Source organism: Ferrimonas balearica DSM 9799 (genome assembly GCF_000148645.1).
GTDB classification, from domain to species: domain Bacteria; phylum Pseudomonadota; class Gammaproteobacteria; order Enterobacterales; family Shewanellaceae; genus Ferrimonas; species Ferrimonas balearica.
In genome coordinates, this window is the sequence record NC_014541.1 from 2,847,431 (window position 1) to 2,871,827 (window position 24,397).

At 59.6% G+C, this 24,397-nt stretch carries 21 protein-coding genes and 22 tRNA genes; 11 read left to right on the plus strand and 32 right to left on the minus strand.

All coding sequences use genetic code 11. The features are described from left to right. Nucleotides 1-199 precede the first annotated feature (199 nt). The 4 genes from FBAL_RS20295 to FBAL_RS13015 all read left to right on the plus strand — a co-directional run bounded on the left by FBAL_RS20295 (nucleotide 200) and on the right by FBAL_RS13015 (nucleotide 4,306). Entirely contained in the window at nucleotides 200-427 is a 228-nt protein-coding gene (locus FBAL_RS20295) for a hypothetical protein (RefSeq protein WP_013346057.1), read from the plus strand. Between the two features lie 16 nt (nucleotides 428-443). Further along, nucleotides 444-2,726, plus strand: a complete 2,283-nt coding sequence (gene pflB, locus FBAL_RS13005) for a formate C-acetyltransferase (protein ID WP_013346058.1) — start codon at nucleotides 444-446, stop codon at nucleotides 2,724-2,726. A gap of 79 nt (nucleotides 2,727-2,805) precedes the next feature. Continuing rightward, nucleotides 2,806-3,546, plus strand: a complete 741-nt coding sequence (pflA, locus tag FBAL_RS13010) for a pyruvate formate lyase 1-activating protein (protein ID WP_013346059.1) — start codon at nucleotides 2,806-2,808, stop codon at nucleotides 3,544-3,546. A 127-nt stretch (nucleotides 3,547-3,673) separates the two neighbouring features. Next, on the plus strand, nucleotides 3,674-4,306 hold the full coding sequence (locus FBAL_RS13015; protein WP_013346060.1) for an energy-coupling factor ABC transporter permease: 633 nt from the start codon (nucleotides 3,674-3,676) through the stop codon (nucleotides 4,304-4,306). Nucleotides 4,307-4,362: 56 nt separating this feature from the next. Here FBAL_RS13015 and yfbV read toward each other — a convergent pair whose 3' ends face one another. After that, complete coding sequence (gene yfbV, locus FBAL_RS13020; RefSeq protein WP_013346061.1) at nucleotides 4,363-4,800, minus strand: terminus macrodomain insulation protein YfbV; 438 nt, start codon at nucleotides 4,798-4,800, stop codon at nucleotides 4,363-4,365. A gap of 267 nt (nucleotides 4,801-5,067) precedes the next feature. Between yfbV and FBAL_RS13025 the strand changes: the two genes are divergently transcribed. Both FBAL_RS13025 and pta read left to right on the plus strand, forming a co-directional pair. Beyond that, a complete protein-coding gene (locus FBAL_RS13025) occupies nucleotides 5,068-6,258 on the plus strand; it encodes an acetate kinase (protein ID WP_013346062.1) in 1,191 nt (396 codons plus the stop codon). Nucleotides 6,259-6,321: 63 nt separating this feature from the next. Continuing rightward, nucleotides 6,322-8,457: a phosphate acetyltransferase gene (gene pta, locus FBAL_RS13030; protein WP_013346063.1), complete on the plus strand. Its 2,136-nt coding sequence runs from the start codon at nucleotides 6,322-6,324 to the stop codon at nucleotides 8,455-8,457. Nucleotides 8,458-8,754: 297 nt separating this feature from the next. Here the strand turns inward: pta and FBAL_RS13035 are convergent, their stop codons facing one another. The 4 genes from FBAL_RS13035 to FBAL_RS13050 are packed head-to-tail and all read right to left on the minus strand — an operon-like array spanning nucleotide 8,755 to nucleotide 10,984. Beyond that, a complete protein-coding gene (locus tag FBAL_RS13035) occupies nucleotides 8,755-9,147 on the minus strand; it encodes a CBS domain-containing protein (protein ID WP_013346064.1) in 393 nt (130 codons plus the stop codon). Then, nucleotides 9,144-9,494, minus strand: coding sequence for a P-II family nitrogen regulator (locus FBAL_RS13040; RefSeq protein ID WP_013346065.1), 351 nt, complete (start codon nucleotides 9,492-9,494; stop codon nucleotides 9,144-9,146). Before FBAL_RS13040 ends, FBAL_RS13035 begins: the two co-directional genes overlap by 4 nt. Nucleotides 9,495-9,497: 3 nt before the next feature. Beyond that, nucleotides 9,498-10,256: a DUF1538 domain-containing protein gene (locus FBAL_RS13045; RefSeq protein ID WP_013346066.1), complete on the minus strand. Its 759-nt coding sequence runs from the start codon at nucleotides 10,254-10,256 to the stop codon at nucleotides 9,498-9,500. After that, the gene (locus FBAL_RS13050; RefSeq protein WP_013346067.1) at nucleotides 10,244-10,984 is read right to left on the minus strand and encodes a DUF1538 domain-containing protein; all 741 of its coding nucleotides are present in this window, start codon (nucleotides 10,982-10,984) and stop codon (nucleotides 10,244-10,246) included. The genes FBAL_RS13045 and FBAL_RS13050 overlap by 13 nt, the downstream gene beginning before the upstream one ends. Nucleotides 10,985-11,130: 146 nt before the next feature. On the opposite strand from FBAL_RS13050, the gene FBAL_RS13055 reads away from it, so the two are divergent. Next, entirely contained in the window at nucleotides 11,131-11,562 is a 432-nt protein-coding gene (locus tag FBAL_RS13055; RefSeq protein WP_013346068.1) for a hypothetical protein, read from the plus strand. A 1-nt stretch (nucleotide 11,563) separates the two neighbouring features. Here FBAL_RS13055 and ggt read toward each other — a convergent pair whose 3' ends face one another. Next, nucleotides 11,564-13,285 carry a gamma-glutamyltransferase gene (gene ggt, locus FBAL_RS13060; RefSeq protein ID WP_013346069.1) on the minus strand — a complete coding sequence of 574 codons (1,722 nt, stop codon included), beginning with the start codon at nucleotides 13,283-13,285 and terminating at the stop codon, nucleotides 11,564-11,566. A 563-nt stretch (nucleotides 13,286-13,848) separates the two neighbouring features. On the opposite strand from ggt, the gene FBAL_RS13065 reads away from it, so the two are divergent. After that, a complete protein-coding gene (locus tag FBAL_RS13065) occupies nucleotides 13,849-14,070 on the plus strand; it encodes a hypothetical protein (protein WP_013346071.1) in 222 nt (73 codons plus the stop codon). On the opposite strand, the gene FBAL_RS13070 is transcribed toward FBAL_RS13065, so the two are convergent. Further along, nucleotides 14,060-14,968: a class I SAM-dependent methyltransferase gene (locus FBAL_RS13070; RefSeq protein ID WP_013346072.1), complete on the minus strand. Its 909-nt coding sequence runs from the start codon at nucleotides 14,966-14,968 to the stop codon at nucleotides 14,060-14,062. The genes FBAL_RS13065 and FBAL_RS13070 overlap by 11 nt on opposite strands. Further along, nucleotides 14,965-16,053, minus strand: coding sequence for an AI-2E family transporter (locus FBAL_RS13075; protein WP_013346073.1), 1,089 nt, complete (start codon nucleotides 16,051-16,053; stop codon nucleotides 14,965-14,967). The genes FBAL_RS13070 and FBAL_RS13075 overlap by 4 nt, the downstream gene beginning before the upstream one ends. Before the next feature lie 52 nt (nucleotides 16,054-16,105). Here FBAL_RS13075 and folX point away from each other — a divergent pair, with 52 nt between their 5' ends. Beyond that, a complete protein-coding gene (gene folX / locus FBAL_RS13080; RefSeq protein ID WP_013346074.1) occupies nucleotides 16,106-16,471 on the plus strand; it encodes a dihydroneopterin triphosphate 2'-epimerase in 366 nt (121 codons plus the stop codon). An 11-nt stretch (nucleotides 16,472-16,482) separates the two neighbouring features. After that, nucleotides 16,483-17,382: a TIGR01777 family oxidoreductase gene (locus FBAL_RS13085; protein WP_013346075.1), complete on the plus strand. Its 900-nt coding sequence runs from the start codon at nucleotides 16,483-16,485 to the stop codon at nucleotides 17,380-17,382. On the opposite strand, the gene FBAL_RS13090 is transcribed toward FBAL_RS13085, so the two are convergent. Both FBAL_RS13090 and FBAL_RS13095 read right to left on the minus strand, forming a co-directional pair. Next, on the minus strand, nucleotides 17,369-19,843 hold the full coding sequence (locus FBAL_RS13090) for an ABC transporter permease (protein WP_013346076.1): 2,475 nt from the start codon (nucleotides 19,841-19,843) through the stop codon (nucleotides 17,369-17,371). The two genes, FBAL_RS13085 and FBAL_RS13090, sit on opposite strands and share 14 nt — an antisense overlap. Continuing rightward, nucleotides 19,840-20,538, minus strand: coding sequence for an ABC transporter ATP-binding protein (locus FBAL_RS13095; protein WP_013346077.1), 699 nt, complete (start codon nucleotides 20,536-20,538; stop codon nucleotides 19,840-19,842). The genes FBAL_RS13090 and FBAL_RS13095 overlap by 4 nt, the downstream gene beginning before the upstream one ends. 25 nt (nucleotides 20,539-20,563) lie before the next feature. On the opposite strand from FBAL_RS13095, the gene FBAL_RS13100 reads away from it, so the two are divergent. Continuing rightward, nucleotides 20,564-21,139 carry an arylesterase gene (locus FBAL_RS13100; protein ID WP_049779659.1) on the plus strand — a complete coding sequence of 192 codons (576 nt, stop codon included), beginning with the start codon at nucleotides 20,564-20,566 and terminating at the stop codon, nucleotides 21,137-21,139. A gap of 348 nt (nucleotides 21,140-21,487) precedes the next feature. Here the strand turns inward: FBAL_RS13100 and FBAL_RS13105 are convergent. The 22 genes from FBAL_RS13105 to FBAL_RS13210 all read right to left on the minus strand — a co-directional run bounded on the left by FBAL_RS13105 (nucleotide 21,488) and on the right by FBAL_RS13210 (nucleotide 24,341). Next, nucleotides 21,488-21,563 (minus strand) — tRNA-Glu (locus tag FBAL_RS13105). Nucleotides 21,564-21,698: 135 nt separating this feature from the next. Continuing rightward, nucleotides 21,699-21,774: transfer RNA gene (locus FBAL_RS13110), tRNA-Ala, on the minus strand. 6 nt (nucleotides 21,775-21,780) lie between these two features. Then, nucleotides 21,781-21,856 (minus strand) — tRNA-Val (locus tag FBAL_RS13115). 50 nt (nucleotides 21,857-21,906) lie between these two features. Beyond that, nucleotides 21,907-21,982: transfer RNA gene (locus FBAL_RS13120), tRNA-Glu, on the minus strand. Between the two features lie 135 nt (nucleotides 21,983-22,117). Then, nucleotides 22,118-22,193, minus strand: a tRNA-Ala gene (locus tag FBAL_RS13125). Between the two features lie 6 nt (nucleotides 22,194-22,199). Beyond that, nucleotides 22,200-22,275, minus strand: a tRNA-Val gene (locus FBAL_RS13130). 149 nt (nucleotides 22,276-22,424) lie between these two features. Continuing rightward, nucleotides 22,425-22,500: transfer RNA gene (locus FBAL_RS13135), tRNA-Glu, on the minus strand. 56 nt (nucleotides 22,501-22,556) lie between these two features. Then, nucleotides 22,557-22,632, minus strand: a tRNA-Ala gene (locus tag FBAL_RS13140). Nucleotides 22,633-22,638: 6 nt separating this feature from the next. Beyond that, nucleotides 22,639-22,714: transfer RNA gene (locus FBAL_RS13145), tRNA-Val, on the minus strand. Nucleotides 22,715-22,765: 51 nt separating this feature from the next. Beyond that, nucleotides 22,766-22,841, minus strand: a tRNA-Glu gene (locus FBAL_RS13150). Between the two features lie 39 nt (nucleotides 22,842-22,880). Continuing rightward, a tRNA-Val gene (locus tag FBAL_RS13155) sits at nucleotides 22,881-22,956 on the minus strand. 46 nt (nucleotides 22,957-23,002) lie between these two features. Beyond that, nucleotides 23,003-23,078 (minus strand) — tRNA-Glu (locus tag FBAL_RS13160). A 56-nt stretch (nucleotides 23,079-23,134) separates the two neighbouring features. Beyond that, nucleotides 23,135-23,210, minus strand: a tRNA-Ala gene (locus FBAL_RS13165). A 6-nt stretch (nucleotides 23,211-23,216) separates the two neighbouring features. After that, a tRNA-Val gene (locus FBAL_RS13170) sits at nucleotides 23,217-23,292 on the minus strand. Between the two features lie 50 nt (nucleotides 23,293-23,342). After that, a tRNA-Glu gene (locus tag FBAL_RS13175) sits at nucleotides 23,343-23,418 on the minus strand. A gap of 39 nt (nucleotides 23,419-23,457) precedes the next feature. Next, nucleotides 23,458-23,533 (minus strand) — tRNA-Val (locus FBAL_RS13180). 46 nt (nucleotides 23,534-23,579) lie between these two features. Beyond that, nucleotides 23,580-23,655, minus strand: a tRNA-Glu gene (locus FBAL_RS13185). Nucleotides 23,656-23,771: 116 nt separating this feature from the next. Next, a tRNA-Ala gene (locus FBAL_RS13190) sits at nucleotides 23,772-23,847 on the minus strand. Between the two features lie 6 nt (nucleotides 23,848-23,853). Beyond that, nucleotides 23,854-23,929 (minus strand) — tRNA-Val (locus FBAL_RS13195). A 50-nt stretch (nucleotides 23,930-23,979) separates the two neighbouring features. After that, a tRNA-Glu gene (locus FBAL_RS13200) sits at nucleotides 23,980-24,055 on the minus strand. Between the two features lie 95 nt (nucleotides 24,056-24,150). Then, a tRNA-Glu gene (locus FBAL_RS13205) sits at nucleotides 24,151-24,226 on the minus strand. Between the two features lie 39 nt (nucleotides 24,227-24,265). Further along, nucleotides 24,266-24,341 (minus strand) — tRNA-Ala (locus FBAL_RS13210). Between the last annotated feature and the right edge of the window lie 56 nt (nucleotides 24,342-24,397).

The following is a 24,397-nucleotide window of genomic DNA, read 5'->3' on the forward strand; positions in this document are numbered from 1 at the left end:
AGGTTTTATACCCTGTGTTACGCTCTAGCCATGTTATTTGGTATGACCAATTAAATGGCCTCTTGAACAGGCCTTTGGTAGCCAGGAAACAGCGTTCGATGCGAACGCGGCAAATTCAGTGCGAAGGATCACGCACCATACCGACAGCGGCGATATACTTCGCTATCGAATGCACTTTTGCGACGACGGACCTGGCTCCATGACCCAAAAGACCCATTTGTTCCACTCCCGGCTTTCCACCCTGGCCTCCCCGGCCCGGTTGATGCGTGCCGTTTTTGGGTCCCTCTCTCCTGTCGACGCACTCTCCCCTTTTCTTTCCTCGGTTTCTGCTGTGCAGAAGCCGTGCTTTGCCCTGGCCATCTCTGGCCCGGACATGACCCTTTCCGGCCGCGCCTTGCGGCCACAACCGAATTATTTCGGATCCTAACGTGAAGGTAACTGTCATGACTGATAACACCGAAGTGTTTGCCCAAGCCTGGAACGGCTTTGCCGCCGGCGACTGGAAAACTGAAGTCAACGTACGGGACTTTATCCAGAAGAACTACACCCCTTACGCGGGTGATGAGTCCTTCCTGGCTGGTGCCACCGAAGCCACCGACGCCCTGTGGGCCAAAGTGATGGAAGGCATCCGCATCGAGAACAGCACCCACGCTCCGGTCGATTTCGACACCGATCTGGTGTCCACCATCACCGCTCACGATGCGGGTTACATCAATAAAGATCTGGAGACCATCGTTGGTCTGCAGACTGACGCTCCGCTGAAGCGTGCCATCATCCCCAATGGCGGCATCCGCATGGTGGAAGGTTCCTGCAAAGCGTACAACCGCGAGCTGGACCCGCAGATCTCCAAGATCTACTCCGAGTACCGCAAGACCCACAACGCTGGCGTATTCGACGTTTACACCCCGGAAATTCTGGCTTGCCGTAAGTCCGGCGTTCTGACCGGTCTGCCGGATGCCTACGGCCGTGGCCGTATCATCGGTGACTACCGTCGCGTTGCCCTGTACGGCATCGACTTCCTGATGAAGGACAAGCTGGCGCAGTTCCACTCCCTGCAAGCGGACATGGAAAACGGCGTTGAGCTGGAAGACGTTATCCGTCTGCGTGAAGAGATCGCTGAGCAGCACCGCGCCCTGGGTCAAATGAAGACCATGGCTGCCAAGTACGGCTACGACATCTCTGGCCCGGCCAAGAACGCTCAAGAAGCGATCCAGTGGACCTACTTCGGCTACCTGGCTGCAGTGAAGTCTCAGAACGGTGCTGCCATGTCCCTGGGCCGTGTGTCCACCTTCCTGGACGTGTACATCGAGCGTGATCTGCAAGCCGGTATCATCACCGAAGAGCAAGCTCAGGAGATGATCGACCACTTCGTAATGAAGCTGCGTATGGTTCGCTTCCTGCGTACCCCGGAGTACGATGAGCTGTTCTCCGGCGACCCGATCTGGGCAACCGAATCTGTCGGTGGTATGGGTCTGGACGGCCGCCCGCTGGTGTCCAAAACCTCTTTCCGCTTCCTGAACACCCAGTACACCATGGGTCCGTCTCCGGAGCCGAACATCACCGTACTGTGGTCTGAGAACCTGCCGGATGGCTTCAAGCGCTACTGCGCCAAAGTGTCCATCGACACCTCCTCCATCCAGTACGAGAACGACGACCTGATGCGTCCGGACTTCGAGTCTGACGACTACGGCATCGCCTGCTGTGTATCCCCGATGGTTATCGGTAAGCACATGCAGTTCTTCGGCGCTCGTGCCAACCTGGCCAAGACCCTGCTGTACGCAATCAACGGCGGTGTGGACGAGAAGTCCAAGGCTCAGGTCGGTCCGAAGATGGACGCCATCACCGATGACGTTCTGGATTACGACACCGTTTACGCCAAGCTGGACACCTTTATGGACTGGCTGGCCAAACAGTACGTGACCGCGCTGAACACCATCCACTACATGCACGACAAGTACAGCTACGAAGCGGCCCTGATGGCGCTGCACGATCGTGACGTTACTCGTACCATGGCGTGTGGTATTGCAGGTCTGTCCATCACCGCTGACTCTCTGGCTGCCATCAAGTACGCCAAAGTGAAAGCCGTTCGCGACGAAAATGGCATCGCCACTGACTTCGAGATCGAGGGTGACTACCCGAAATTCGGTAACAACGACCCGCGCGTAGACGACATCGCCTGCGAACTGGTTGAAAGCTTCATGAACAAGATCCGTTCTCTGAAGACTTACCGTAACGCGGTTCCGACTCAGTCCGTACTGACCATCACCTCCAACGTGGTATACGGCAAGAAAACCGGTAACACTCCGGACGGCCGTCGTGCTGGTCAACCGTTTGCTCCGGGTGCCAACCCGATGCACGGTCGTGACGAGTCTGGTGCAGTAGCGTCTCTGACCTCCGTGGCCAAACTGCCGTTTGCTCACGCCAAAGACGGTATCTCCTACACCTTCTCCATCGTACCGGGTGCCCTGGGTAAAGACGACACCGGTCGTCGCGCTAACCTGGCTGCCCTAATGGACGGTTACTTCAAGCACACCGAGTCTCGCGAAGGCGGTCAGCACCTGAACGTTAACGTGATGAACCGTGACATGCTGGAAGATGCGGTTAAGCACCCTGAGAAGTACCCGCAGCTGACCATCCGTGTGTCTGGCTACGCCGTGCGCTTCAACGCGCTGACTCCGGAACAGCAGCAAGACGTGATTACCCGGACTTTCACCCAGTCCATGTAAGCACCGGGCGTCTCACGCTAAACTAGGGGCCTGCCCGCATTCGCGGCGGGCCCTTTTCTTTATTAAGTGGGAGAGGATTATGGGCGTCATCGGACGCGTACATTCCTGGGAAACCTGCGGCACCGTTGATGGCCCGGGTATCCGCTTTATCGCCTTTTTGCAAGGCTGCCTGATGCGTTGCCAGTACTGCCACAACCGTGACACCTGGGACCTGGAAGGCGGCAAAGAGGTCACCGTGCCTCAGCTGATGGAGCAGCTGGTCAGCTACCGTCACTTTTTCGAAGCCAGCGGTGGTGGGGTAACCGCCAGCGGTGGCGAAGCGGTTCTGCAGATGGATTTCGTCAAGGAGTGGTTCACCGCCTGTAAAGCGGAGGGGATCCACACCTGCCTCGACACCAACGGCCTGATCCGCAAGTACACTCCGGTGGTCGACGAGATGCTCGACGTTACCGACCTGGTGATGCTGGACATCAAGCAGATGGACGACAGCATCCACCAGAACCTGGTGGGCGTATCCAACAAGCGTCCGCTGGAGTTTGCCCAGCACCTGGCCAAGCGCGGCCAGAAAACCTGGATCCGCTACGTTATCGTACCGGGCTTTACCGACGACGACGCCTCCGCCGAAAAACTGGCTGAGTTCCTGGCGCCGATGAAAAACGTCGAGAAGGTGGAGATGCTGCCCTATCACGAACTGGGCAAGCACAAGTGGGAAGCCCTGGGGGAAACCTACCCCCTCGACGGCGTAAAACCGCCGCCGAAAGAGACCATGGAGCGCCTTAAAGCAATCTTCGTGGCCCACGGTTTAAACGCCATGTACTGATCAGGAAAGCCAGCCTCGCGCTGGCTTTTTTTTCGCCATCCAACCGGAAGTTTTTGCCCCGCCCTTTCCAGAGCCCCATTCACAGGCGACAATTATGTTATTCACATTGTCTCAACCTGGATGAGTTTTGAACCTGCTGCTCTGCCTCGCCTTTCTGCTGTTCTTCCTGTGGGCATTGAAAACCAGTGCACTGGCTCAACGCTGGCGTGACTGGCGCTACCTTAACCTCGCGGCACTCTGCACTCTGGCCTTGCTGGCGCTGTGGCGCATCCGCGCGGGCATCTATGAAGGACTGGATCTGCACTTTCTCGGCCTGACCGTGATGACCCTGATGTTTGGCTGGCGTTCGGCGCTGGTGCTGGCCTCGGTGGCGCAGGGGATTTTGCTGGTGGCGGGGGTGGATGTCTGGGGCAATGCCGCGGGACTGTTCTGGCTCGGCATCGCCCTGCCGGTACTGGCCAGTTTTGGCTGGCTGACCCTGTGCCACAACCTGATGCCCCGCAACCTCTGGATCTACGTGTTTGTCGGCGCCTTCTTCAATGGCCTGCTCACCTTTATCATCCGCACCACCGGATTGGGACTGTGGTACACCGGCCAGTATGACTGGCATCTGGTGGTCGACAATTACCTGATCCTGATCCCGCTGTTTGTGTTCCCCGAGGCGATGCTCAACGGCTTCTCCACCACCATGATGGTGGTCTACAAGCCCGACTGGCTGGCCACCTGGAATGAGCGGGAATACCTGACCGGCCCCAAATAGCGCCCATAAAAAACGCCGCCCATCATGGGGCGGCGTCGGGTCACGACACGGCGGCCTTAGAGTTCACGCCAAAAGGCGGTGTCGAGGCGTTCGTACGCTCGGTTTAACAGACTCGCCATGTGTCGATAGGTTGAATGTGGCGCAAACGGCGCAACATCGCAACCGGCGGCCAGCAATTTTTCACGTACCTCCGTACACCACTGGACCAATGGCAGGGGCAGCGGTTGCTCCGAACGCCATCCCAGCCAATACAACCCCTGCAGGGGCAGACTCAAAATCAGCGCCGCCTGTGCCAAAGCCAGGGGCAAAATCTCTGTGCCCAGCTGAGACAGCTGGAGCGTCAGACTGACACCCGCGACAACCGGCATCCAGGTGATCGCCATACGCGTCGCCCGGATCACCCGGTATTCGGGAAAATAGGCTGCCAATGCCCGGTTTAATGGCCAAATTTTCATGTAGCCACTGCCTTGGCGCAGTCGAGTCATCCACTTCATCGGCTTAATACCAATTTGTTAGTGATACCAATCACAGTTCAACCATCTCCCTGACGGTAGCACAATTCAACCGGCTGTGTAATTGGGTAAAATGGTCAGACCTAGCCGGAGAACTTGGCAAAGCGACAATCGCAACGGATCGTCAGTTCGTGACATGGCCCGCAAATAGGCCCCGGCTATACTGTAAACTTTGTCAGGATCCCTGGGGGACTGGGACTCATTGCGAGTGTTGGTCACCCATCATCTCATTGCTTAGGTGTTGATAAAATGAGCAAACTTGTACTGGTTCTCAACTGTGGCAGTTCCTCTCTGAAATTCGCTGTCATCGATGCCCAAACCGGTGACGAGCATCTGTCCGGTCTGGCCGAGTGCTTTAACCTGGTAGACGCCCGCATCAAGTGGAAATTGGACGGTAACAAGGACCAAGCGGACCTGGGCGCCGGCGCTGCCCACCGCGAAGCCCTGGATTTCATGGTCAACACCATTCTGGCTAAGAAGCCGGAACTGGCTGAGCAGCTGGTTGCTGTGGGCCACCGCGTTGTACATGGCGGCGAGAAATACACCCGCTCCATGCTGATCACCGATGAAGTGGTACACGGCATCGAAGAGTGCGCCTCTCTGGCCCCGCTGCACAACCCGGCTGCCCTGATCGGCATTCGCGCAGCCCAAGCCTCTTTCACCGGCCTGCCGCAGGTTGCCGTATTCGACACCGCTTTCCACCAGTCCATGCCGGCTGAAGCGTACTCCTACGCCATCCCGCAGAAACTGTACCGTGAGCACGGCATCCGTCGCTACGGCATGCACGGCACCAGCCACCTGTACGTTTCCCGCGAAGCCGCCAAGGTTCTGGGCCAGGAAGTCGAAGCCACCAACGTGATCACCTGCCACCTGGGCAACGGTGGTTCTGTCACCGCAGTACGCGGCGGCAAATCCGTTGATACCTCCATGGGTCTGACCCCGCTGGAAGGCATCGTAATGGGCACCCGTTCTGGTGACCTGGACCCGGCCATCATCTTCCACCTGGTAGACAACCTGGGCTACACCCTGGAAGAAGTGAACAACATGCTGAACAAGCAGTCCGGTCTGCTGGGTCTGTCCGAAGTGACCAACGACTGCCGCGGCATCGAAGAGGGTTACGCTGACGGCCAGAAAGGCTGCACCCTGGCTCTGGAAGTGTTCTGCTACCGTCTGGCCAAGTACGTGGCTTCCTACACCGTACCGCTGAAGCGCGTTGACGCCATCATCTTCACCGGCGGCATCGGCGAAAACTCCGACCTGATCCGTAAGAAGGTTCTGGAGCACCTGGCCATCTTCGGTTACGAAGTTGACGACGAGAAGAACGCCGCTGCCCGCTTCGGCAACGAGGGCACCATCACCAAAGACGGCAGCCCGATTGCCATGGTGATTCCGACCAACGAAGAGTTTGTCATCGCCTCCGACGCGCTGGCCCTGATCTAACACTCTCGAGTCCTCGGGCTCCGCAACCGCGGGGCCCGAATTCATTATTTCGCGAGGAAAGCTATGTCCCGTTCTATTATGTTGGTTCCGGTTGGTACCGGCGTCGGCCTGACTTCTGTCAGCATGGGTATGGTTCGCGCTCTGGAGCGTCAGGGCGTTAAGGTGAACTTCTTCAAACCCATCGCCCAGCAACGTCCGGGCGACATGGGTCCGGAGCGCTCTACCACCATCCTGAGCACCTCTCCGACCATCAATCCGCCAGAGCCGATCGCCATGGAGTTTGCCGAGCGCGTGATCAGCGCTGGCGACACCGACGTGCTGCTGGAAGAGATCGTTGCTGCGGTTAAGCCGGTAGAAGCCGACACCGAAGTGATGGTGGTTGAAGGTCTGGTTCCGACCCGCACTCACCCCTTCTCCAACACCCTCAACGCCAACATCGCCAAGGCGCTGGACGCCGATATCGTGCTGGTAATCAACCCGGGTGCGGACACCGCTGCCCAGGTACAGAACCGTCTGGAAGTGGCCGTAAACAACTTCGGCGGCAAGGGCAACAAGCGCATCCTGGGTGCCATCGTGAACAAGATTGGCGCACCGGTAGACGAGCGCGGCCGTGCCCGTCCGGACCTGTCTGAAGTGTTCGAGCACGAAGGCGTGGTACGTGGCAGCCAGGCAGAGATGTTCCAGCTGTCCGCCAACAGCCCGGTGCCGATTCTGGGTGCCATTCCCTACAACCTGGCGCTGGTCTCTCCGCGTGCCTCCGACCTGGCCAAGCACCTGGGTGCCCGCCTGGTTAACGCCGGTGATATGCACACCCGTCGCCTGCGTCGCGTCAGCTTCTGTGCCCGCTCCATCCCCAACATGATTGGCCACCTGCAAGCCGACTCCCTGCTGGTGACCTCCGCTGACCGTGAAGACGTCGTCGTCTCCGTGTGTCTGGCAGCCATGAACGGCATGAAGCTGGGTGCCCTGCTGCTGACCGGTGGCTACGAGCTGGACGAGCGCGTTTCCCGCCTGTGTCAGCAAGCGTTCGACACTGGCCTGCCGGTACTGGTGGTAGACACCAACACCTGGCAAACCGCCCTGAACATCCAGAACTTCAACCACGAAGTGCCGCTGGATGACATGGAGCGCATCGAAGAGGTGCAGAACTTTGTTGCCTCTCACATCGATCGCAAGTTCATCGAGAGCCTGTCTGACAGCTCCACCCGTGAGCGTCGCCTGAGCCCGCCGGCCTTCCGTTACCAGCTGACCGAGCTGGCCCGCCAGGCTGCCAAGCGCGTTGTTCTGCCGGAAGGTGACGAGCCGCGTACTGTGAAAGCGGCGGCCATCTGTGCCGAGCGTGGCATCGCCAAGTGTGTGCTGCTGGGTAACCCGGACGAGATCCGTCGCGTCGCCGAACAGCAGGGCGTGACCCTGGGTGACGGCATCGAGATCGTGAACCCGGCTGAGGTGATCGAGAACTACGTGGCGCCGATGGTGGAACTGCGTAAGAGCAAGGGCCTGACTGAAGTTGTGGCTCGCGAGCAACTGCAGGACACCGTGGTACTGGGTACCATGATGCTGGCTCAGGACGAAGTGGATGGCCTGGTTTCCGGTGCTGTGAACACCACCGCCAACACCATTCGTCCGCCGCTGCAGCTGATCAAGACCGCCCCGGGTTCCTCTCTGGTGTCCTCCGTGTTCTTTATGCTGCTGCCTGACCAGGTTCTGGTGTACGGCGACTGTGCCATCAACCCGGACCCGAACGCCGAGCAGCTGGCTGAGATCGCCATCCAGTCCGCCGACTCTGCCCAGGCCTTTGGCATCGAGCCGCGTGTTGCCATGATCTCCTACTCCACTGGCAGCTCCGGCGCCGGTGCCGACGTAGAGAAAGTGCGCGAAGCGACCCGCATCGCTCAGGAAAAACGTCCTGACCTGATGATCGATGGTCCGCTGCAGTACGACGCTGCGGTGATGCCGAATGTGGCGGCGTCCAAAGCACCGAACAGCCCGGTAGCCGGTAAAGCCACCGTGTTCGTGTTCCCTGACCTGAACACCGGTAACACCACCTACAAAGCGGTACAGCGTTCCGCTGACCTGATCTCCATCGGTCCGATGCTGCAAGGCATGCGCAAGCCGGTGAACGATCTGTCCCGCGGCGCTCTGGTTGAAGACATCGTCTACACCATCGCGCTGACCGCGATTCAGGCTAACGCCTGATCCCCGGTCAACAAAAAAGCCCGCCATTTCGGCGGGCTTTTTTTTAACCAGCATCCGACGATCGGTCAAACGGAAGCTGTGGATAACCCTACGGTTGTGTTGTGATCACTGAAACAATGGCATATCTGGGATGTCTGCTCAGGCTAATCCCGAAAATCGTCACTCATTGCACCATTTCTGGGCGCCTGAACGGAAACTGACGCAAAAATAACCCACCCCAAAAGCCCCCGGAAAATAGCCATTTAGTGTCACTCAGCTGCGCTTTTAACAGGCTTTTCCACAGAATTTGTGGATAACCTACTCCAGTCCCCTTAATACCAGATCACGGTAGCTGACCAAACCGACGATGGCCCCCGCTTCCTCCACCGGTGCCTGATTAATGGAGAAGCGTTCGAACAGCCGCGCGCAATAACGGATGTCCATCTGCGGCGAGACCGACACCACCGGTTTCGTCATCACCTCGTAGAGGTTTACTCGGTCCGCCGCCCGGTCCCGCGCCACCACCTGCTTACCGATGTCCGACAGCAACACCAGACCATACTCATCGTGGCTATCCCGCTTGTTGATGATCAGCGCGTCCGCGCCCGCTTCCCGCAGCTGCCTAACCCCCTCTGCCACGGTGGCAATGCCATCCAACGCCACAAATCGATGGGTCATCACCTGCTGCACTGTTACCTTGGGCGCGCTCATAGTTTGTCCTCCAGTTTGTCGCTCAAGCTCTCTATCTGATGGGCCACCCCAACCACATCTTCCACATCCAGCTGCAGGGCGATGCCGGTGCCCGGTGTATGGTCAAACTCCCCCACCCGGGAGATGGTTTCCAGAATGTGGCGGGCCAGATGCTCCTCAACCACGAACAGCAGCACATCCCGCTGCAGCTCCAGGTTCAGGCCAAAGAAGGTTTTGCGGGGTTTCAGCCCTTCCCCCCGGGCATTGTTGATCAGGGTAACGCCGGTCGCCCCGGCCTCCCGGGCAGCGTCCACCAGCTTTTGTGACTCGCGGTCATCCACAAAGGCCACGATCAATTTAAAACGCATGGGTCACCTCGTCCTTTGATTACGTTGGTGAAGCCAGAGGGTGAGCTGGGCATAACCCATCACCGTGATAATAGGGAACAAACTGGCAAAAGCGATCAGCCCGAAGCCGTCCAGCAGAGGGCTGCGGCCGGGAATGGCGCTGGCCAGGCCGAGGCCCAGTGCCGCCACCAGTGGCACCGTGACCGTTGAGGTGGTGACGCCACCCGAGTCATAAGCCAGCGGGATGATCATCTGTGGGGCAAATCGGGTCTGCACCACCACCACAAGATACCCCCCCAGGATGTACCAGTGCAGCGGGTCGCCCACGACGATGCGATAGCTGCCCAGCGCAATGCCGAGCGCCACCCCCAGTGCAACGGCGATGCGCAGCCCCCATGGGTGGATGGCATTACCACTGACTTCGCTGGCTTTCATCGCCACGGCAATCAGTGAGGGCTCGGCAATGGTGGTGGCAAACCCCACCGCAAAAGCAAACAGGTAGACCCAGTAATAATGCCACCAGGCCCCATTACCGGGCAGAAACTCCGGCGCCGTTAACTGCGCGGCCATCAGTTCGCCGAGAGGAAACAGCGCCTGTTCCAGCCCCACCAGAAACAGCGCCAGACCGAGGATGACGCACCCCAGCCCCAACAGCAGAGGACGCCATTGGCTGATACGCTGGCGCAGAACGCCCAGCTGAAACCCAAACAGCACCGCAACGATGGGCACCACATCGCCCAGGGTATCCACCAGGGTTTGCCAGAGTGCGGTTAACCAATCCATGGACGCAGAATCCCAAAGGCCAGAACAAAGATGATGGGCAGCAGAGACGCGAAGGCGATCAGGCCAAAGCCATCCAGCAGCGGATTGCGCCCCTCCAGACTGGTGGCCAGGCCCACACCCAGTGCGGTCACCAGTGGGACGGTAATGGTGGAGGTGGTGACACCACCCGAGTCGTAGGCGATCCCGATGATGTCAGCCGGCGCAAAGAGGGTCAGCACCATCACCAGCAGGTATCCGCCGATGATGATGCGATGCAGCGGCCACCCCAGCAGGATGCGCAGCACCCCCAACAGGATGGCGATCCCGACCGAGAGGGCGACGGTGAGCCGGAGATGGTCGGCGTATTCGGCCTGAGCGTCAGGCGCCAGCGCAATAATGCCTGCCTCAGCAGCCACCTCTGCCGCTTCTTCTGATACCGCGATCAATGCCGGTTCCGCCACCGTGGTACCAAACCCCAGCAGAAAGGCAAAGCTCAGCAACCAGAACAGCGAGCCTCGCCGGGCGAATGCCCTGGCCAGTGACTCTCCAAGGGGGAACAGCGCCAGCTCGAGGCCGTAAACGAACAGAGTGAGGCCCGCCACTACCAGCGCAAGACCAATCAGTATGGTGTCCAGACGGGGCAGCGGCTGCCCCAACACCACCAGTTGAAAAAAGCCGACCACCAACACAATCGGCAGCAGATCCCGGACACTGCCCAGCAAGGTTCTCAATACCCGTGTTAATTCCACTTCCCTGCCCTACCCTGATCTGCAATACCACCAGTTAATCACATTTGATTAACACTTCCGCTTGATCACGATCAAGCCAATGCGATCCCTCAACTTGTGGACGCCTCTGCCGATACGCCGTTCAAAGCCCGATAAAGCGACAAACCATGATAAAAACGATCGCACTCGCCGTGTTGGCGGCCTCCCTGATCAGCGGCTGCAATCCCCGCCACGACGCTCAGCGGCCAGAGAACGTGGCGTTGACGTTCTTTGATGCTCTGTACAACCAGAATGATGCGCAAACCGCCATGACACTGGTGGCAGACGACTTAAGAGAGGTCATGGGCCACTACCGCATCGCCAGCCAGATCCAGCGCAATATGGTGGGGCTGCCGCTGGATGAAGCGGAGTTGGAAGTGGCGGAGGTGGATATCGACTTTTTCCGTCGCAACAGCGATCAGGTGGAGGTGCTGGTGCGCTTCAGTGGTCACAGCGGCCATCGCCTGATCCGCGATGACCGCCTAGTGCGGCTGGAGCGCCGCGGCGAGCAGTGGGTCATTACCCGCATCTACAGCGACAAGTTCAAAACCAACGGCTGATTCAGCCGCCGCTGGCGATCCCTTCCCGACGCGGATCTGCGGCCCCCACCCAACCGGTGGGGGTCTTTTGGATCACCTGCACCCCACTGTTGAGCGGTACCTGCTTCACCCGGTAACCACGAGCCTCAAGCGCCGGGACAACCTGGTCCCACGCCTGCCCGGCCTCCAGCGCAAGGTAATCATTGCGATGACTGACCCGGGGCAGCGCCATCGCTTCAGCCAGCGGCATCTGCCAGTCCAGAATGGCCATGGTGGTTTGCGCCACATAACTGATGATGCGGCTGCCGCCGGGGGAACCGATGGCCAGTACCGGGTGCCCTTGCGGCCCCATAACGATGGTGGGCGCCATTGAGGAGCGGGGGCGCTTACCCGCTTCCACCCGGTTGGCGGCGGGTTGCCCTGCGGGCCCGGGGTGTCGTGAGAAGTCGGTCAGCTGATTATTCAACAAAAAGCCACCGCTCATTACGCTGGAGCCAAACCCCATCTCGATGCTGCTGGTCAGGCTGAGCAGGTTGCCCTCCCGGTCCGCCATCACCATATGACTGGTAGAGGGCAGCGCCTCGGTGGCATCGGGGCCCGGCATCGGCGCAAACGTTCCGGCACTGGCACTGCCGCCATCCCGCTGCGGTGGCATTAAGGCCCGGCGCTGGGCCAGATAGGCGGGATCCAACAGCCCCTCCACCGGGACCGCAACAAAGTCACTGTCCGCCAGGTAATGATTGCGGTCAGCGTAAGCCAACCGGGAAGCCTGAGCAAAGCGATGAATAAACTCGATGCCATTCGGTGCCATGCTGGCCACATTGTCCACCGCCAACAGGCCGAGGATCTGCCCCACCGTTACGGCCCCCGAGCTGGGCGGCCCCATGCCACACACCTCAAATTGGCGATAGGGCACACATACCGGTGCCCGCCACTGGGGTCGGTAATCGGCCAGATCCGCCAGGCTGAGTCCGCCCGGATGACTGGCATCCCGGTTAATGGCGGCCACCATCGCCTCGGCCACCGGGCCACGGTAGAAGCCGTCCGGCCCCTGGGCGGCGACCCGGCGCAGGGTGGTGGCCAGCTCCGGGTTCAGCAGGCGGGTTCCCGCCGTCAGCGGTTTCCCCCCCGGATAGAAATAGTCCCGTGCCGGACCCGGACGCAGTAACCCCGGATTGAGTTGCCGTGCCAGCAAAGCGGCCAGCCGGGGCGACACCTCAAAGCCCTGCTCTGCCAGGGTAATGGCGGGCTGCAACAGTCGGGCCCAGGGCAACTTGCCATAACGCTGGTGCGCCTCATACAGGGCGGCAACCACGCCGGGCACCCCGACTGAGCGCCCCCCGACCACCGCATCCATAAAACCGGCGGGGTGACCGTCCTTATCCAGAAACAGATTTGGGTGTGCCGACGCCGGCGCCGTTTCACGGCCATCCAGCGTCACCAGCTTGCCAGCCTCGTTATCCCAGAACACCATAAATAATCCGCCGCCAATGCCCGAGGATTGCGGCTCGGTCAGGGTCAAGACCATCTGGGCGGCAATGGCGGCGTCGACGGCACTGCCCCCCTCGGCGAGTACGGCACGGGCCGCTTCGGTGGCATGGGGATTGGCGGTGGCGGCCATATAGTGGGCGGCGGTGACTTCGGGGCGACTGAGGAATCCCGTAGGCGCTTCAGGCTCGGCCGCGCCCCAGGCGGGCAAAACCAGGGACAGACAGCACAAACTCAGGGACAGCAGGGTTCTCATCAGGCACTCCTTTGGCACGAGGGCACTCAGTGTCCCCAAGGCTGAACCGCTTGTAAACCCCGCAGGCAGAACGCATTTCCTGTCACAGGTGAGTCAACAGACAACAAAAAACCGCGGCCATACTGACCGCGGTTTTTCGTTTGAGACGGTTGGGCTCAGTCGAGGTAGGCGTCCTCGTCCAGATCGACCGGCAACTCGTCGGCGACTTCATCCTGAAGTTGATAGTAAGCGTCCTGATAATCTTGCACTTCCATCCACTTGCCTCGCTGTTGGTGGGGATCTCTGCCCGTTGCAGACACGCAAAGTGTACCACCCGGCCACAGCAAAAGCCATTAAGTGCTTGTTTTCATTGATTTATTGTATTTTTACGAACAATTCTTTCCAAGTGGCTGATTCTTTCCTGCCCGATACGGACTTTGACCTCAAAATTACGAAAGTGAACAACAAAGCGGCAGCGGGTTATGCCCACGGGTTACCAAAAAACGCCGGTTGCGCCCCATCGTTCTAAACGCGGCAGAATGAATGACGTAGATTCAGATGAACGCCCTGATATGGAGCTGGCCATGAATACCATCGTCGAGTTCGAGGCAGCACAACTGGAGCAGTTACTGGAGTCCGACCCGTTGGGGGCCCGGATGTTTATGGACAATATGCAGATCCCACTGGATGTGCAGGACAGCATTCTTAGTGAGGTGGGAAAACTGCGCCGCCGCGACCGAACCGCATTGGCGCAGGTTATAGAGCAGCATGGCCTGAGCCAGCGCCCGGAGCGGTTTACTCGCTGAGGCGTTGGTAGCGCAACACCTTCAGCCCCTTATCCGGATTCTGCTCCGGGAAGCTGGCGGGGTTGGCCAGCCGCTCCACAAAGGTGAGCTCCGGGGCACACTCTGCCACCTGCTGTTGCAGGTAGGCCAGGCTGAGCTCCGGCGCATTGAGGCACAGCAACGCTTCTCCCCCCGGCGCGACCAGATCAGCCAAGCGACGCAACAAGCGCGGGTAGTCTTTGGTGGCGATAAAGCTGCCCTGCTGGAAGCTGGGCGGGTCCACAATGACCAGATCATAGGGCCCCAGTTTTTTCAGCTTGCCGAAGGTTTTAAACAGATCATGGGCGAGATAACGCACCCCCTCCCCCAGGCCATTGCGGGCGTGGTTGCGCTTGCCCTGGGACAGGGATGGCGCGCTCATATCGAGATTCACCACCGACGCCGCACCACCGGCCTTGGCGGCCACCGAAAACCCACAGGTGTAGGCAAACAGGTTGAGCACCCGCTTGTCTGCGCTGTGCTCCCGTACCCATTGCCGTCCTGCGGCCATATCGAGGAATAGGCCGTGGTTCTGTCCCTTCATCAGGGTAACCTCGAAGTCGAGCCCGGCCTCGGTAATCCAGTGGCTTAGCGGCAACGAGCCACTGAGCAGCTCCGTGTTTGCCGGGCTGACTGAGCGGTCTTGCCACACCAGCGTCAGCGGCGCCTCGCTGACCGATTGCCACCATTGCGCCACCTGCTGGCGCAGGGCGGTAACCTGCTCATCGCTTAAGGGGCCAAACTGGGTCAGCAGCAGCGCCGGTGGCAGGTAGTCCAGAGTCAGGGTTTCCAGCCCTGGAAAACAGTGGCCGCGGCCGTGAAACAGGCGCTGGGCTACCGGGTCCGGACAGGCCCCCGGCAAGTGTTGCAGCAGATTCATGAATCGGACTCTCGCGCTTCACCATCGGCCTGGGCCACCATGGGCTGGCTCACCACTTGCGGGTCACCCTCCAGCAGCACCGCGGCCCAACGTCCCCCTTGTGACGATTCCAGCGCAATCTTGACGATCATGGTCAGCGGCACCGACAGCAACATGCCCACAGAGCCGAGCAACCAGCCCCAGAAGATCAAGCTGAGGAACACCACCAGCGTCGACAGTCCCAGGCTGCGGCCCATCATCCGGGGCTCCACCAGGTTGCCCATCACCATGTTTACGGCCACGTAGAGACCAGCAACCCCGGCAGCGGGGCCCACACCGAGCTGGATCAGCGCCAGCGCTACCGGCGGAATGGCGGCAATGATGGAACCGATATTGGGGATGTAGTTAAACAGGAACGCCACCAACCCCCACAGCAGGAAGTAATCCACACCGATCAGGTACAGGCCGAGGCCACAGATGATGCCGGTGCCCAGGCTGACCACGGTTTTGATCGCCAGGTAGCGGTTCACTGACTCGAGGAAACGGTCAATCTGCTTCAGGCGCATCTGCGGGTCGTCCAGAGCGTAGTGCAGTTTGCGATTGAGGCCGGCGCTTTCGAACAGCATAAACACCACCGTCAGCACAATCAGCAGCATGTTGGTCATCAGACCGCCAAGGCTGGAGACGATGTTGGTGGCCACACTCATCAGACGACCGGGATCAAACTGTTCCTTGAGTTGATCCGTAGAGATGTTGAACTGATTGGCTTTTTCCAGCACAACACCGAAAGCCTCAGTCAACTGCGCTCTATACTCAGGCAGTTGGCGGGTGAAGTCGTTGATGGAGCTGCCCACCAGAGTGGCAATCCAGGTGCCCGCCAGAATCACAAAGGCCATCACCGCAAAGATGGCCACCGAGCGTGGCAGTTTGAGTCGCATCAGACCGCGCACCAGCGGACTGCAGATGATGGCGATAAACAGCGCCAGCAGGAACGGCACGACAATGGCACTGGCCGATTTAATTCCGGCCAGCACCACCATGGTGGCGGCCAGAAAGACGGCGGTGCGCAAAGCGACGGAGCCTTGATTCAATGAAGCGGGTGACATTACTGTGGTCCTATTATCCAAAAATGCTCTTCCACGGAGGAATGGAGTCATTATGAAGCAAAACCAAGCGGTTATTCGAATTAAAAACTTGCGCCTGCGCACCTACATCGGCATCAACGACGATGAGGTGCAAAACAAGCAGGATGTGATCATCAATGCTGAGATCCATTACTGCGCCGACCGGGCCCGAAACAGCGACGATATGGACGACGCACTGAACTACCGCACCATCACCAAGAAGATCATTAAACTGGTGGAGATGAACCGCTTTTCTCTGCTGGAAAAGCTCACCAGTGATGTGCTGGCCATCGCCAGCGAGCACCATTGGGTGGATTACGCCCGGGTGGAGATCGACAAACCGCATGCTCTACGCTTTGCCGACTCCGTGTCTTTGCAATTGAGCTACGAACGCAGCTAAGTGAGGTCACCGTGAAGCTGTTGATCACCGGCGGCACCGGCTTTATCGGTCGGGCCCTGATTGCCCGACTGGCGCCCAGTCACGACATCACGGTGCTGACCCGAAACCCGGAGCGCGCTCTGGCCATTCTCGGGGGCGGCATCGTGCCGCTGCGCTCACTGGCGACGTTGACCAACCTCGATGCTTTCGATGGCGTCATCAACCTGGCCGGCGAACCCATTGCGGATGGCCGTTGGACCACCCAGCGCAAGCGCGAGATCTGCGACAGCCGCTGGCAGTTGACCGAGTCTCTGGTGCGCCTGCACCAGGCCGGTTCCAACCCGCCTTCGGTCTGGATCAACGCCTCCGCCATTGGCATTTATGGGCCCCGCGATGCCACCCCGGTAGACGAGCAGACCCCCATCGCCGCGATGGGGTTTGCCGAACAGGTGTGTGAGCGCTGGGAGGCCATCGCCCGACGCGTTGCAGACCAAACCCGCCAATGCGTGGTGCGTATCGGCCTGGTGATGCATCCGGACGGCGGTGCCCTGAAGAAGATGTTGCCAGCGTTCCGGCTTGGTCTTGGCGGGCCCCTGGGGGATGGCCAGCAGATGATGTCCTGGATCCACCTTCAGGACCTGGTATCGATGCTGTGCTACCTATTGGAGCACGACCATTGCCGCGGGGTGTTTAACGGCACCGCCCCTCACCCCGTCAACAACAAAGCGTTCAGCCAGGCGCTGGGGCAGGCGCTGGGCAGGCCGGCATTTCTGCCTGCACCCGCTCCGGTATTGCGCCTGGCACTGGGTGAGATGAGCAACCTGCTGCTGACCGGTCAGGCGGTGCTGCCCAATGCCGCCGAGGCCGCCGGATTCCAGTTTGAGTACCCCAAGCTGGAGGGCGCCCTCGCCGCCATGTTCAGTCGCGCCTGAGCAACGCGGCGCAGTTCTGCGCCAACAGCCGGCGACAGGCAAACCGGCCCATCAGGCCAATCAGAATCGCCCCAAGCACCGGCGTCAGGGCCCACCATAACCAGTGGGCCTGTACCACCAGGTTGAACACCTGGGTTTTCAGCAGGTAGAGGGTCAGTTCGGCCACCATTACCGCCATCAGTCCGGCCAGGGCGCCAAGAATCATAAACTCCCAATTAACCGCACTGCGCAACAGCCGCCCCGGCGCACCGAGGGTGCGCATAATCGCCAGTTCCTGGCGGCGGGAAGCCATACCCGCTTCGGTCTGGGCCAGCAACACCAGCGCCGAGGCCACCACCACCACCAGTAACACCAGACTGAGGGCCAGCGAGACCTGATCGATCACCCCGCGAAGCTGTTCAATCAAGGCACCGACATCGATCACCGATACCGTCGGGAACTGTCGAATCAACTCACCCACCAGTTCCGGTTGACCCTCCGGGTGGTAGAAACTGGCGATGTAGGTGGCGACAAAGGGCTCCAGCACCGCGGGCGGGAAAATCATAAAGAAGTTCGGCTGCATGGTTTCCCAGTTCACCTGGCGCAGGCTGGTGACCGTGACACTGAACTCACGCCCATCGATGGTGAAGCTCAGGCTGTCCCCCAGACCAATGCCGAGACGCTCAGCCACCCGCGCTTCCACCGACACCTCATCACGGCTGTCGGCACCATACCACTGCCCGGCCACCACAGGGTTGTTGGGCGGCAGCTCAGTGCGATAGGTCAGATTCAGTTCCCGACCGATGCCACGCGGCCCCTGCGGCTCCTCCTCATCCTCCTTAGTGACCCGCCGCTGGACGGTTTCTCCGTTGATGGCGGAGAGTCGACCGCGGATCACCGGGTACAGATCGGTTGCCCGTACCTGGCGCTCCGCCAGAAAGGTTTCCAGCGCCGCGGTATCCTCTGGGGCGATGTTCACCAGGAAGTGGTCCGGAGTGTTCTGTGGCAGCTGCGCCTGCCAATCACTGAGCAGGTCCTGGCGCAAGGCGAGAATGGTTAACAGCAGCATCAGTGCGACAGAGAACCCCACCAGCTGCAACGCGTTGTCAGAAGCCCGACGCCGCAATCCGGCCAACGCCAGCTTCAGCGGGCTGGCCGTGGCCATCCCCAGTTGGCGGCCACTGCGCAGCAGCAACAGCCCCACCAACGCGAGCAATCCACCCAGGACCAGTGCACCGATGATCAGCACCAGAGTCATCTTCCAACTGCCGCTGTAAAGCCACGCCAGCAAAGACAGGGCCGTCAGGGCCAGCAAGCCATTGAGCCCCGCCCCCCAGCGAGCCGGCCCGATGTCCTGACGCAGCACCCGCATCGGCGGCACCGACAGCAGGCGCAACAGGGGATAGAGGGTAAAGCCAAAGCCCGCTATCACACCGGTCCCCGCACCGAGTGCCAACGGTCGCCACGGGAAAGCGTCCATCGCCGTACTGCCAAATTCCGCTGGCAGCAGCTGAATCATCCCCTGCGCCGCCAACCAACCCAAGCCCAAACCCGCCACAATACTGAGCAGGGTCACCAGGGCGAGGTGAGACACAAAGATGGTACGAACCTGGCCATGGCTGGCGCCCAGGGTTTTAAACATTGCTACCACGTCATAGTGGCGTTGGCAGTATCGGCGGGCGGCGACCCCAATGGCGGCACAGGCCAGGGCAATGCCCAGCAATGCAGACAGCAGCAGAAACTGCTCTGCGCGACCGATGGCGCGCGCCAGAGGCGACTCCTGAGAACGCACATCCACCAACCGTTGTGATGTGGTCAGACGGGGCTCAAGAAACCGCTCCAGCTCGGCGATGGCGGATTCCCGGCCAGCGAACTGATATCGCCACTGCAGGCGGCTACCGGGCTGAATCACACCGGTCTGTGCCACATCATCCAGTCGCATCAGCACCACCGGTGCCGAGGCGAAAACATTGAAGCCCGCATCGGGCAATCGGTTAATCACCCCTTCAAGGCGGAAAATCCCCTCTCCCACCTCGCCCTCTTCGGCACTCTGGAGCCAACTGGCCAATCGCCGGTCAAGCCAGAGGCTGCCCGCACTGGGCAGAGCACCGGTCCTCGGTGTCATCATCTCGATGTCACCCCGCAGCGGGTATCCGTCTGACACCGCTTTGATGGTGACCAGCTGCAACTCGTCTCCGGCAAACAGCATCGACTGGAACTCCAGCGTGGTCGCCACGGCCACCCCCAGGTTGCGGGCCTGCTCAAGCCAGGCCGGGTCGACCTCCTGCGGGGAGTTCAAAATGCGGTCAGCCGCCAGGAACGTGGCAGCCTGGTGGTCGATGGCGCGTTTGAGCCGGTCGGACACCAGTCCCAGACCGCTGACGGCGGTCACCGCCAGAATCAGCGCTGCCGCAATCAAGCGGAGCTGGCCGCGCGCCAACTCGCGGCGAAACAGGCGCCAGGCCAAGGGAAGACTCGTCATACCGCCTCCAGCTGGCCAGCGTTCATGGTGACCTGGCGCTGACAACGCTTAGCGAGGTTGAGGTCATGGGTCACCAACACCAGCGTGGTGCCCTGTTCTCGGTTCAACTCGAACAACAGGTTTTCAACGGTATCGCTGTTGGTGTGGTCGAGGTTCCCCGTAGGCTCATCCGCGAACAGGATGGCCGGTCGCGTGGCGAACGCCCGGGCAATCGCCACACGCTGCTGCTCACCGCCTGACAGTTGATTGGGGAAGTGTTCCAGACGTTCGGTCAGCCCCACGCGCTGCAACAGCGCCTCAGCGGTCGCCCGGGCTCCGTCATGGCCAGCCAGCTCCAGCGGCAACATCACATTTTCAAGGGCGGTCAGACTGTCCACCAGCATAAAGGACTGGAAGATAAACCCGACCTTCTGTCCCCGCAGTGCCGCACGTTGCTCCTCATCAAGCTGGTGCAGGGGGGAGCCGGCCAGCCAGATCTCTCCGTCCGTGGCGCGGTCTAACCCGGCCAGTAACGCCAGCAGTGTCGATTTGCCCGCACCAGAGGGGCCAATGACCGCCAGAGACTCACCGTGCTTGACTTCGAGATCGACCCCTTTAAGGATCGATAACGAGCCGTCGAGCGTATCAACGTCCCGACGCAATTGACGAACAACAATGGCCTGGTCAGGTGAGACAGTGGATAAAGGAGTGGACATGGTGCGGCGATCCTTGCTGATTTTGATGTTGTGTTTATACCAGCCCGGAGCGTGGGCCGATCAGCCTTCCATTCTAATACTGGGAGACAGCCTCAGTGCAAGCTACGGAATGAGTGAAGCGGAAGGTTGGGTAAAAAAATTGCAACAAAATCTGCCCGATGCCCAGATCATCAACGCCTCCGTCAGTGGTGAAACCAGTGGTGGCGGGTTGAGACGACTGCCGGGTCTGCTACAACAGCATCAGCCGGATTGGGTGTTTGTGGAGTTGGGGGGGAATGACGGCTTGCGTGGCTTTCAGCCCACCATCACCGAGAACAATATCGAGCAGCTGATTACCCTCAGCAAAGCGTCAGGCGCCCAGGTGTTGCTTTCCGAAGTTATGGTGCCACCCAACTACGGCCGCCGATACGCGGAGCGTTTCCAGCAGATCTATCATGGACTGGCGAAGGAACACGAGGTGGAACTGGTGCCCTTCTTTATGACTGAGATCGCCACCGACCCCAACCTGATGCAGGCCGATGGCATCCACCCCAACCGGGAAGCACAAGGTCGGATCGCCGCCTTCCTGCTGCCCTGGTTTGAACAGGCGATTGCCGAGTAAATCGATACCCCTGTCGGTTGGTACCCGTCATCGAGCCGACATCAATTGTAAAAAGAGAAGCCACCCGACCGGGTGGCTTCTCTTTTCGTCTCTGAGGCGTTACCACCGCATCACCTGGTGAATCTCAGCCGTTGTACACGCTGCCCAAGGTGCCCCTTTGGCAAGGCTCCCTGAAGCGTAACGGCTGAAGTGCGCCACAAAAAAAGCCACCCTGACGGATGGCTCCTTAACCGCATCGGTTGGGATGCGCCATAAAAAAAGCCACCCTTACGGATGGCTCCTTAACCGCATCGGTTGGGATGCGCCATAAAAAAAGCCACCCTTACGGATGGCTTTTTTCAGAATAATTGGCGTCCCCTAGGGGATTCGAACCCCTGTTACCGCCGTGAAAGGGCGGTGTCCTAGGCCTCTAGACGAAGGGGACCCCGGACTCACCGTTTAGTCTCTGGTGATAAGAGTGATTGCCGAAACAACCAAAATTGGTGGAGCTAACGGGTGGTGCGACACTCGCTCGAACCGCCTTTTGTTAGGTCCAATCGGTTGCCGAAACAACCAAAATTGGTGGAGCTACGCGGGATCGAACCGCGGACCTCTTGCATGCCATGCAAGCGCTCTCCCAGCTGAGCTATAGCCCCAGGATTTGGTGGGCGATACCGGGCTTGAACCAGTGACCCCCTGCTTGTAAGGCAGGTGCTCTCCCAACTGAGCTAATCGCCCAAATCCAGGTTGGCGTGCTGATATAAAGGCGTATCAACATACCGAATAAGTGGCGTCCCCTAGGGGATTCGAACCCCTGTTACCGCCGTGAAAGGGCGGTGTCCTAGGCCTCTAGACGAAGGGGACCCCGGACTCACCGTTTAGTCTCCGGTGATAAGAGTGATTGCCGAAACAACCAAAATTGGTGGAGCTAACGGGTGGTGCGACACTTGCTCGAACCGCCTTTTGTTAGGTCCAATCGGTTGCCGAAACAACCAAAATTGGTGGAGCTACGCGGGATCGAACCGCGGACCTCTTGCATGCCATGCAAGCGCTCTCCCAGCTGAGCTATAGCCCCAGGATTTGGTGGGCGATACCGGGCTTGAACCAGTGACCCCCTGCTTGTAAGGCAGGTGCTCTCCCAACTGAGCTAATCGCCCAAATCCAGGTTGGCGTGCTGATATAAAGGCGTATCAACATACCGAATAAGTGGCGTCCTGTTCGGATGCGCCCCGCTACCGTCGTGCTAATTCCGCGGTGTACAAACACTGCAACTCGACCGAAGCGTCTGCCCTAAGGCAAGAATGCGTGGCGTCCCCTAGGGGATTCGAACCCCTGTTACCGCCGTGAAAGGGCGGTGTCCTAGGCCTCTAGACGAAGGGGACCCCGGACTCACCGTTTAGTCTCCGGTGATAAGAGTGATTGCCGAAACAACCAAAATTGGTGGAGCTACGCGGGATCGAACCGCGGACCTCTTGCATGCCATGCAAGCGCTCTCCCAGCTGAGCTATAGCCCCAGGATTTGGTGGGCGATACCGGGCTTGAACCAGTGACCCCCTGCTTGTAAGGCAGGTGCTCTCCCAACTGAGCTAATCGCCCAAATCCAGGTTGGTGTGCTGATATAAAGGCGTATCAACAAACCATAAATAGTGGCGTCCCCTAGGGGATTCGAACCCCTGTTACCGCCGTGAAAGGGCGGTGTCCTAGGCCTCTAGACGAAGGGGACCCCGGACTCACCGTTTAGTCTCTGGTGATAAGAGAAAAGTGGTGGGCGATACCGGGCTTGAACCAGTGACCCCCTGCTTGTAAGGCAGGTGCTCTCCCAACTGAGCTAATCGCCCTTATTCGTGTCGACAGCTCGCCTAAGCAAACCATCTGAGAATAAAGTGGCGTCCCCTAGGGGATTCGAACCCCTGTTACCGCCGTGAAAGGGCGGTGTCCTAGGCCTCTAGACGAAGGGGACCCCGGACTCACCGTTTAGTCTCTGGTGATAAGAGTGATTGCCGAAACAACCAAAATTGGTGGAGCTACGCGGGATCGAACCGCGGACCTCTTGCATGCCATGCAAGCGCTCTCCCAGCTGAGCTATAGCCCCAGGATTTGGTGGGCGATACCGGGCTTGAACCAGTGACCCCCTGCTTGTAAGGCAGGTGCTCTCCCAACTGAGCTAATCGCCCAAATCCAGGTTGGTGTGCTGATATAAAGGCGTATCAACATACCGAATAAGTGGCGTCCCCTAGGGGATTCGAACCCCTGTTACCGCCGTGAAAGGGCGGTGTCCTAGGCCTCTAGACGAAGGGGACCCCGGACTCACCGTTTAGTCTCTGGTGATAAGAGAAAAGTGGTGGGCGATACCGGGCTTGAACCAGTGACCCCCTGCTTGTAAGGCAGGTGCTCTCCCAACTGAGCTAATCGCCCTTATTCGTGTCGACAGCTCGCCTAAGCAAACCATCTGAGAATAAAGTGGCGTCCCCTAGGGGATTCGAACCCCTGTTACCGCCGTGAAAGGGCGGTGTCCTAGGCCTCTAGACGAAGGGGACCCCGGACTCACCGTTTAGTCTCTGGTGATAAGAGAATTGGTGGAGCTAACGGGTGGTGCGACACTCGCTCGAACCGCCTTTTGTTAGGTCCAATCGGTTGCCGAAACAACCAAAATTGGTGGAGCTACGCGGGATCGAACCGCGGACCTCTTGCATGCCATGCAAGCGCTCTCCCAGCTGAGCTATAGCCCCAGGATTTGGTGGGCGATACCGGGCTTGAACCAGTGACCCCCTGCTTGTAAGGCAGGTGCTCTCCCAACTGAGCTAATCGCCCAAATCCAGGTTGGTGTGCTGATATAAAGGCGTATCAACATACCGAATAAGTGGCGTCCCCTAGGGGATTCGAACCCCTGTTACCGCCGTGAAAGGGCGGTGTCCTAGGCCTCTAGACGAAGGGGACCCCGGACTCACCGTTTAAGCTCTGGTGATATGAGCAGCATCTTGTCGATGCGACACCACCGTCATTGACCATGGTGCTTGCCCGAAGGCAAATAGTGGCGTCCCCTAGGGGATTCGAACCCCTGTTACCGCCGTGAAAGGGCGGTGTCCTAGGCCTCTAGACGAAGGGGACCCGGACAACAAGGGCCGCGTTGGCGGCCCCTTAGAAAGTTGGTGGAGCTACGCGGGATCGAACCGCGGACCTCTTGCATGCCATGCAAGCGCTCTCCCAGCTGAGCTATAGCCCCAACTCTCTTGGCGCTTCAGGGGGCGTCCCCTTCAGTGCGAGGCGCATTTTAGGTAG

Excerpts from the sequence above, each read along its gene's own strand:
- FBAL_RS20295 (WP_013346057.1), top strand. The coding sequence starts at position 200 with ATGACCCAAAAGACCCATTTGTTCCACTCCCGGCTTTCCACCCTGGCC.
- pflB (WP_013346058.1), top strand. The coding sequence starts at position 444 with ATGACTGATAACACCGAAGTGTTTGCCCAAGCCTGGAACGGCTTTGCC.
- pflA (WP_013346059.1), top strand. The coding sequence starts at position 2,806 with ATGGGCGTCATCGGACGCGTACATTCCTGGGAAACCTGCGGCACCGTT.
- yfbV (WP_013346061.1), bottom strand. The coding sequence starts at position 4,800 with ATGAAGTGGATGACTCGACTGCGCCAAGGCAGTGGCTACATGAAAATT.
- FBAL_RS13025 (WP_013346062.1), top strand. The coding sequence starts at position 5,068 with ATGAGCAAACTTGTACTGGTTCTCAACTGTGGCAGTTCCTCTCTGAAA.
- pta (WP_013346063.1), top strand. The coding sequence starts at position 6,322 with ATGTCCCGTTCTATTATGTTGGTTCCGGTTGGTACCGGCGTCGGCCTG.
- FBAL_RS13035 (WP_013346064.1), bottom strand. The coding sequence starts at position 9,147 with ATGAGCGCGCCCAAGGTAACAGTGCAGCAGGTGATGACCCATCGATTT.
- FBAL_RS13040 (WP_013346065.1), bottom strand. The coding sequence starts at position 9,494 with ATGCGTTTTAAATTGATCGTGGCCTTTGTGGATGACCGCGAGTCACAA.
- FBAL_RS13045 (WP_013346066.1), bottom strand. The coding sequence starts at position 10,256 with ATGGATTGGTTAACCGCACTCTGGCAAACCCTGGTGGATACCCTGGGC.
- FBAL_RS13055 (WP_013346068.1), top strand. The coding sequence starts at position 11,131 with ATGATAAAAACGATCGCACTCGCCGTGTTGGCGGCCTCCCTGATCAGC.
- ggt (WP_013346069.1), bottom strand. The coding sequence starts at position 13,285 with ATGAGAACCCTGCTGTCCCTGAGTTTGTGCTGTCTGTCCCTGGTTTTG.
- FBAL_RS13065 (WP_013346071.1), top strand. The coding sequence starts at position 13,849 with ATGAATACCATCGTCGAGTTCGAGGCAGCACAACTGGAGCAGTTACTG.
- FBAL_RS13070 (WP_013346072.1), bottom strand. The coding sequence starts at position 14,968 with ATGAATCTGCTGCAACACTTGCCGGGGGCCTGTCCGGACCCGGTAGCC.
- FBAL_RS13075 (WP_013346073.1), bottom strand. The coding sequence starts at position 16,053 with ATGTCACCCGCTTCATTGAATCAAGGCTCCGTCGCTTTGCGCACCGCC.
- folX (WP_013346074.1), top strand. The coding sequence starts at position 16,106 with ATGAAGCAAAACCAAGCGGTTATTCGAATTAAAAACTTGCGCCTGCGC.
- FBAL_RS13090 (WP_013346076.1), bottom strand. The coding sequence starts at position 19,843 with ATGACGAGTCTTCCCTTGGCCTGGCGCCTGTTTCGCCGCGAGTTGGCG.
- FBAL_RS13095 (WP_013346077.1), bottom strand. The coding sequence starts at position 20,538 with ATGTCCACTCCTTTATCCACTGTCTCACCTGACCAGGCCATTGTTGTT.
- FBAL_RS13100 (WP_049779659.1), top strand. The coding sequence starts at position 20,564 with ATGTTGTGTTTATACCAGCCCGGAGCGTGGGCCGATCAGCCTTCCATT.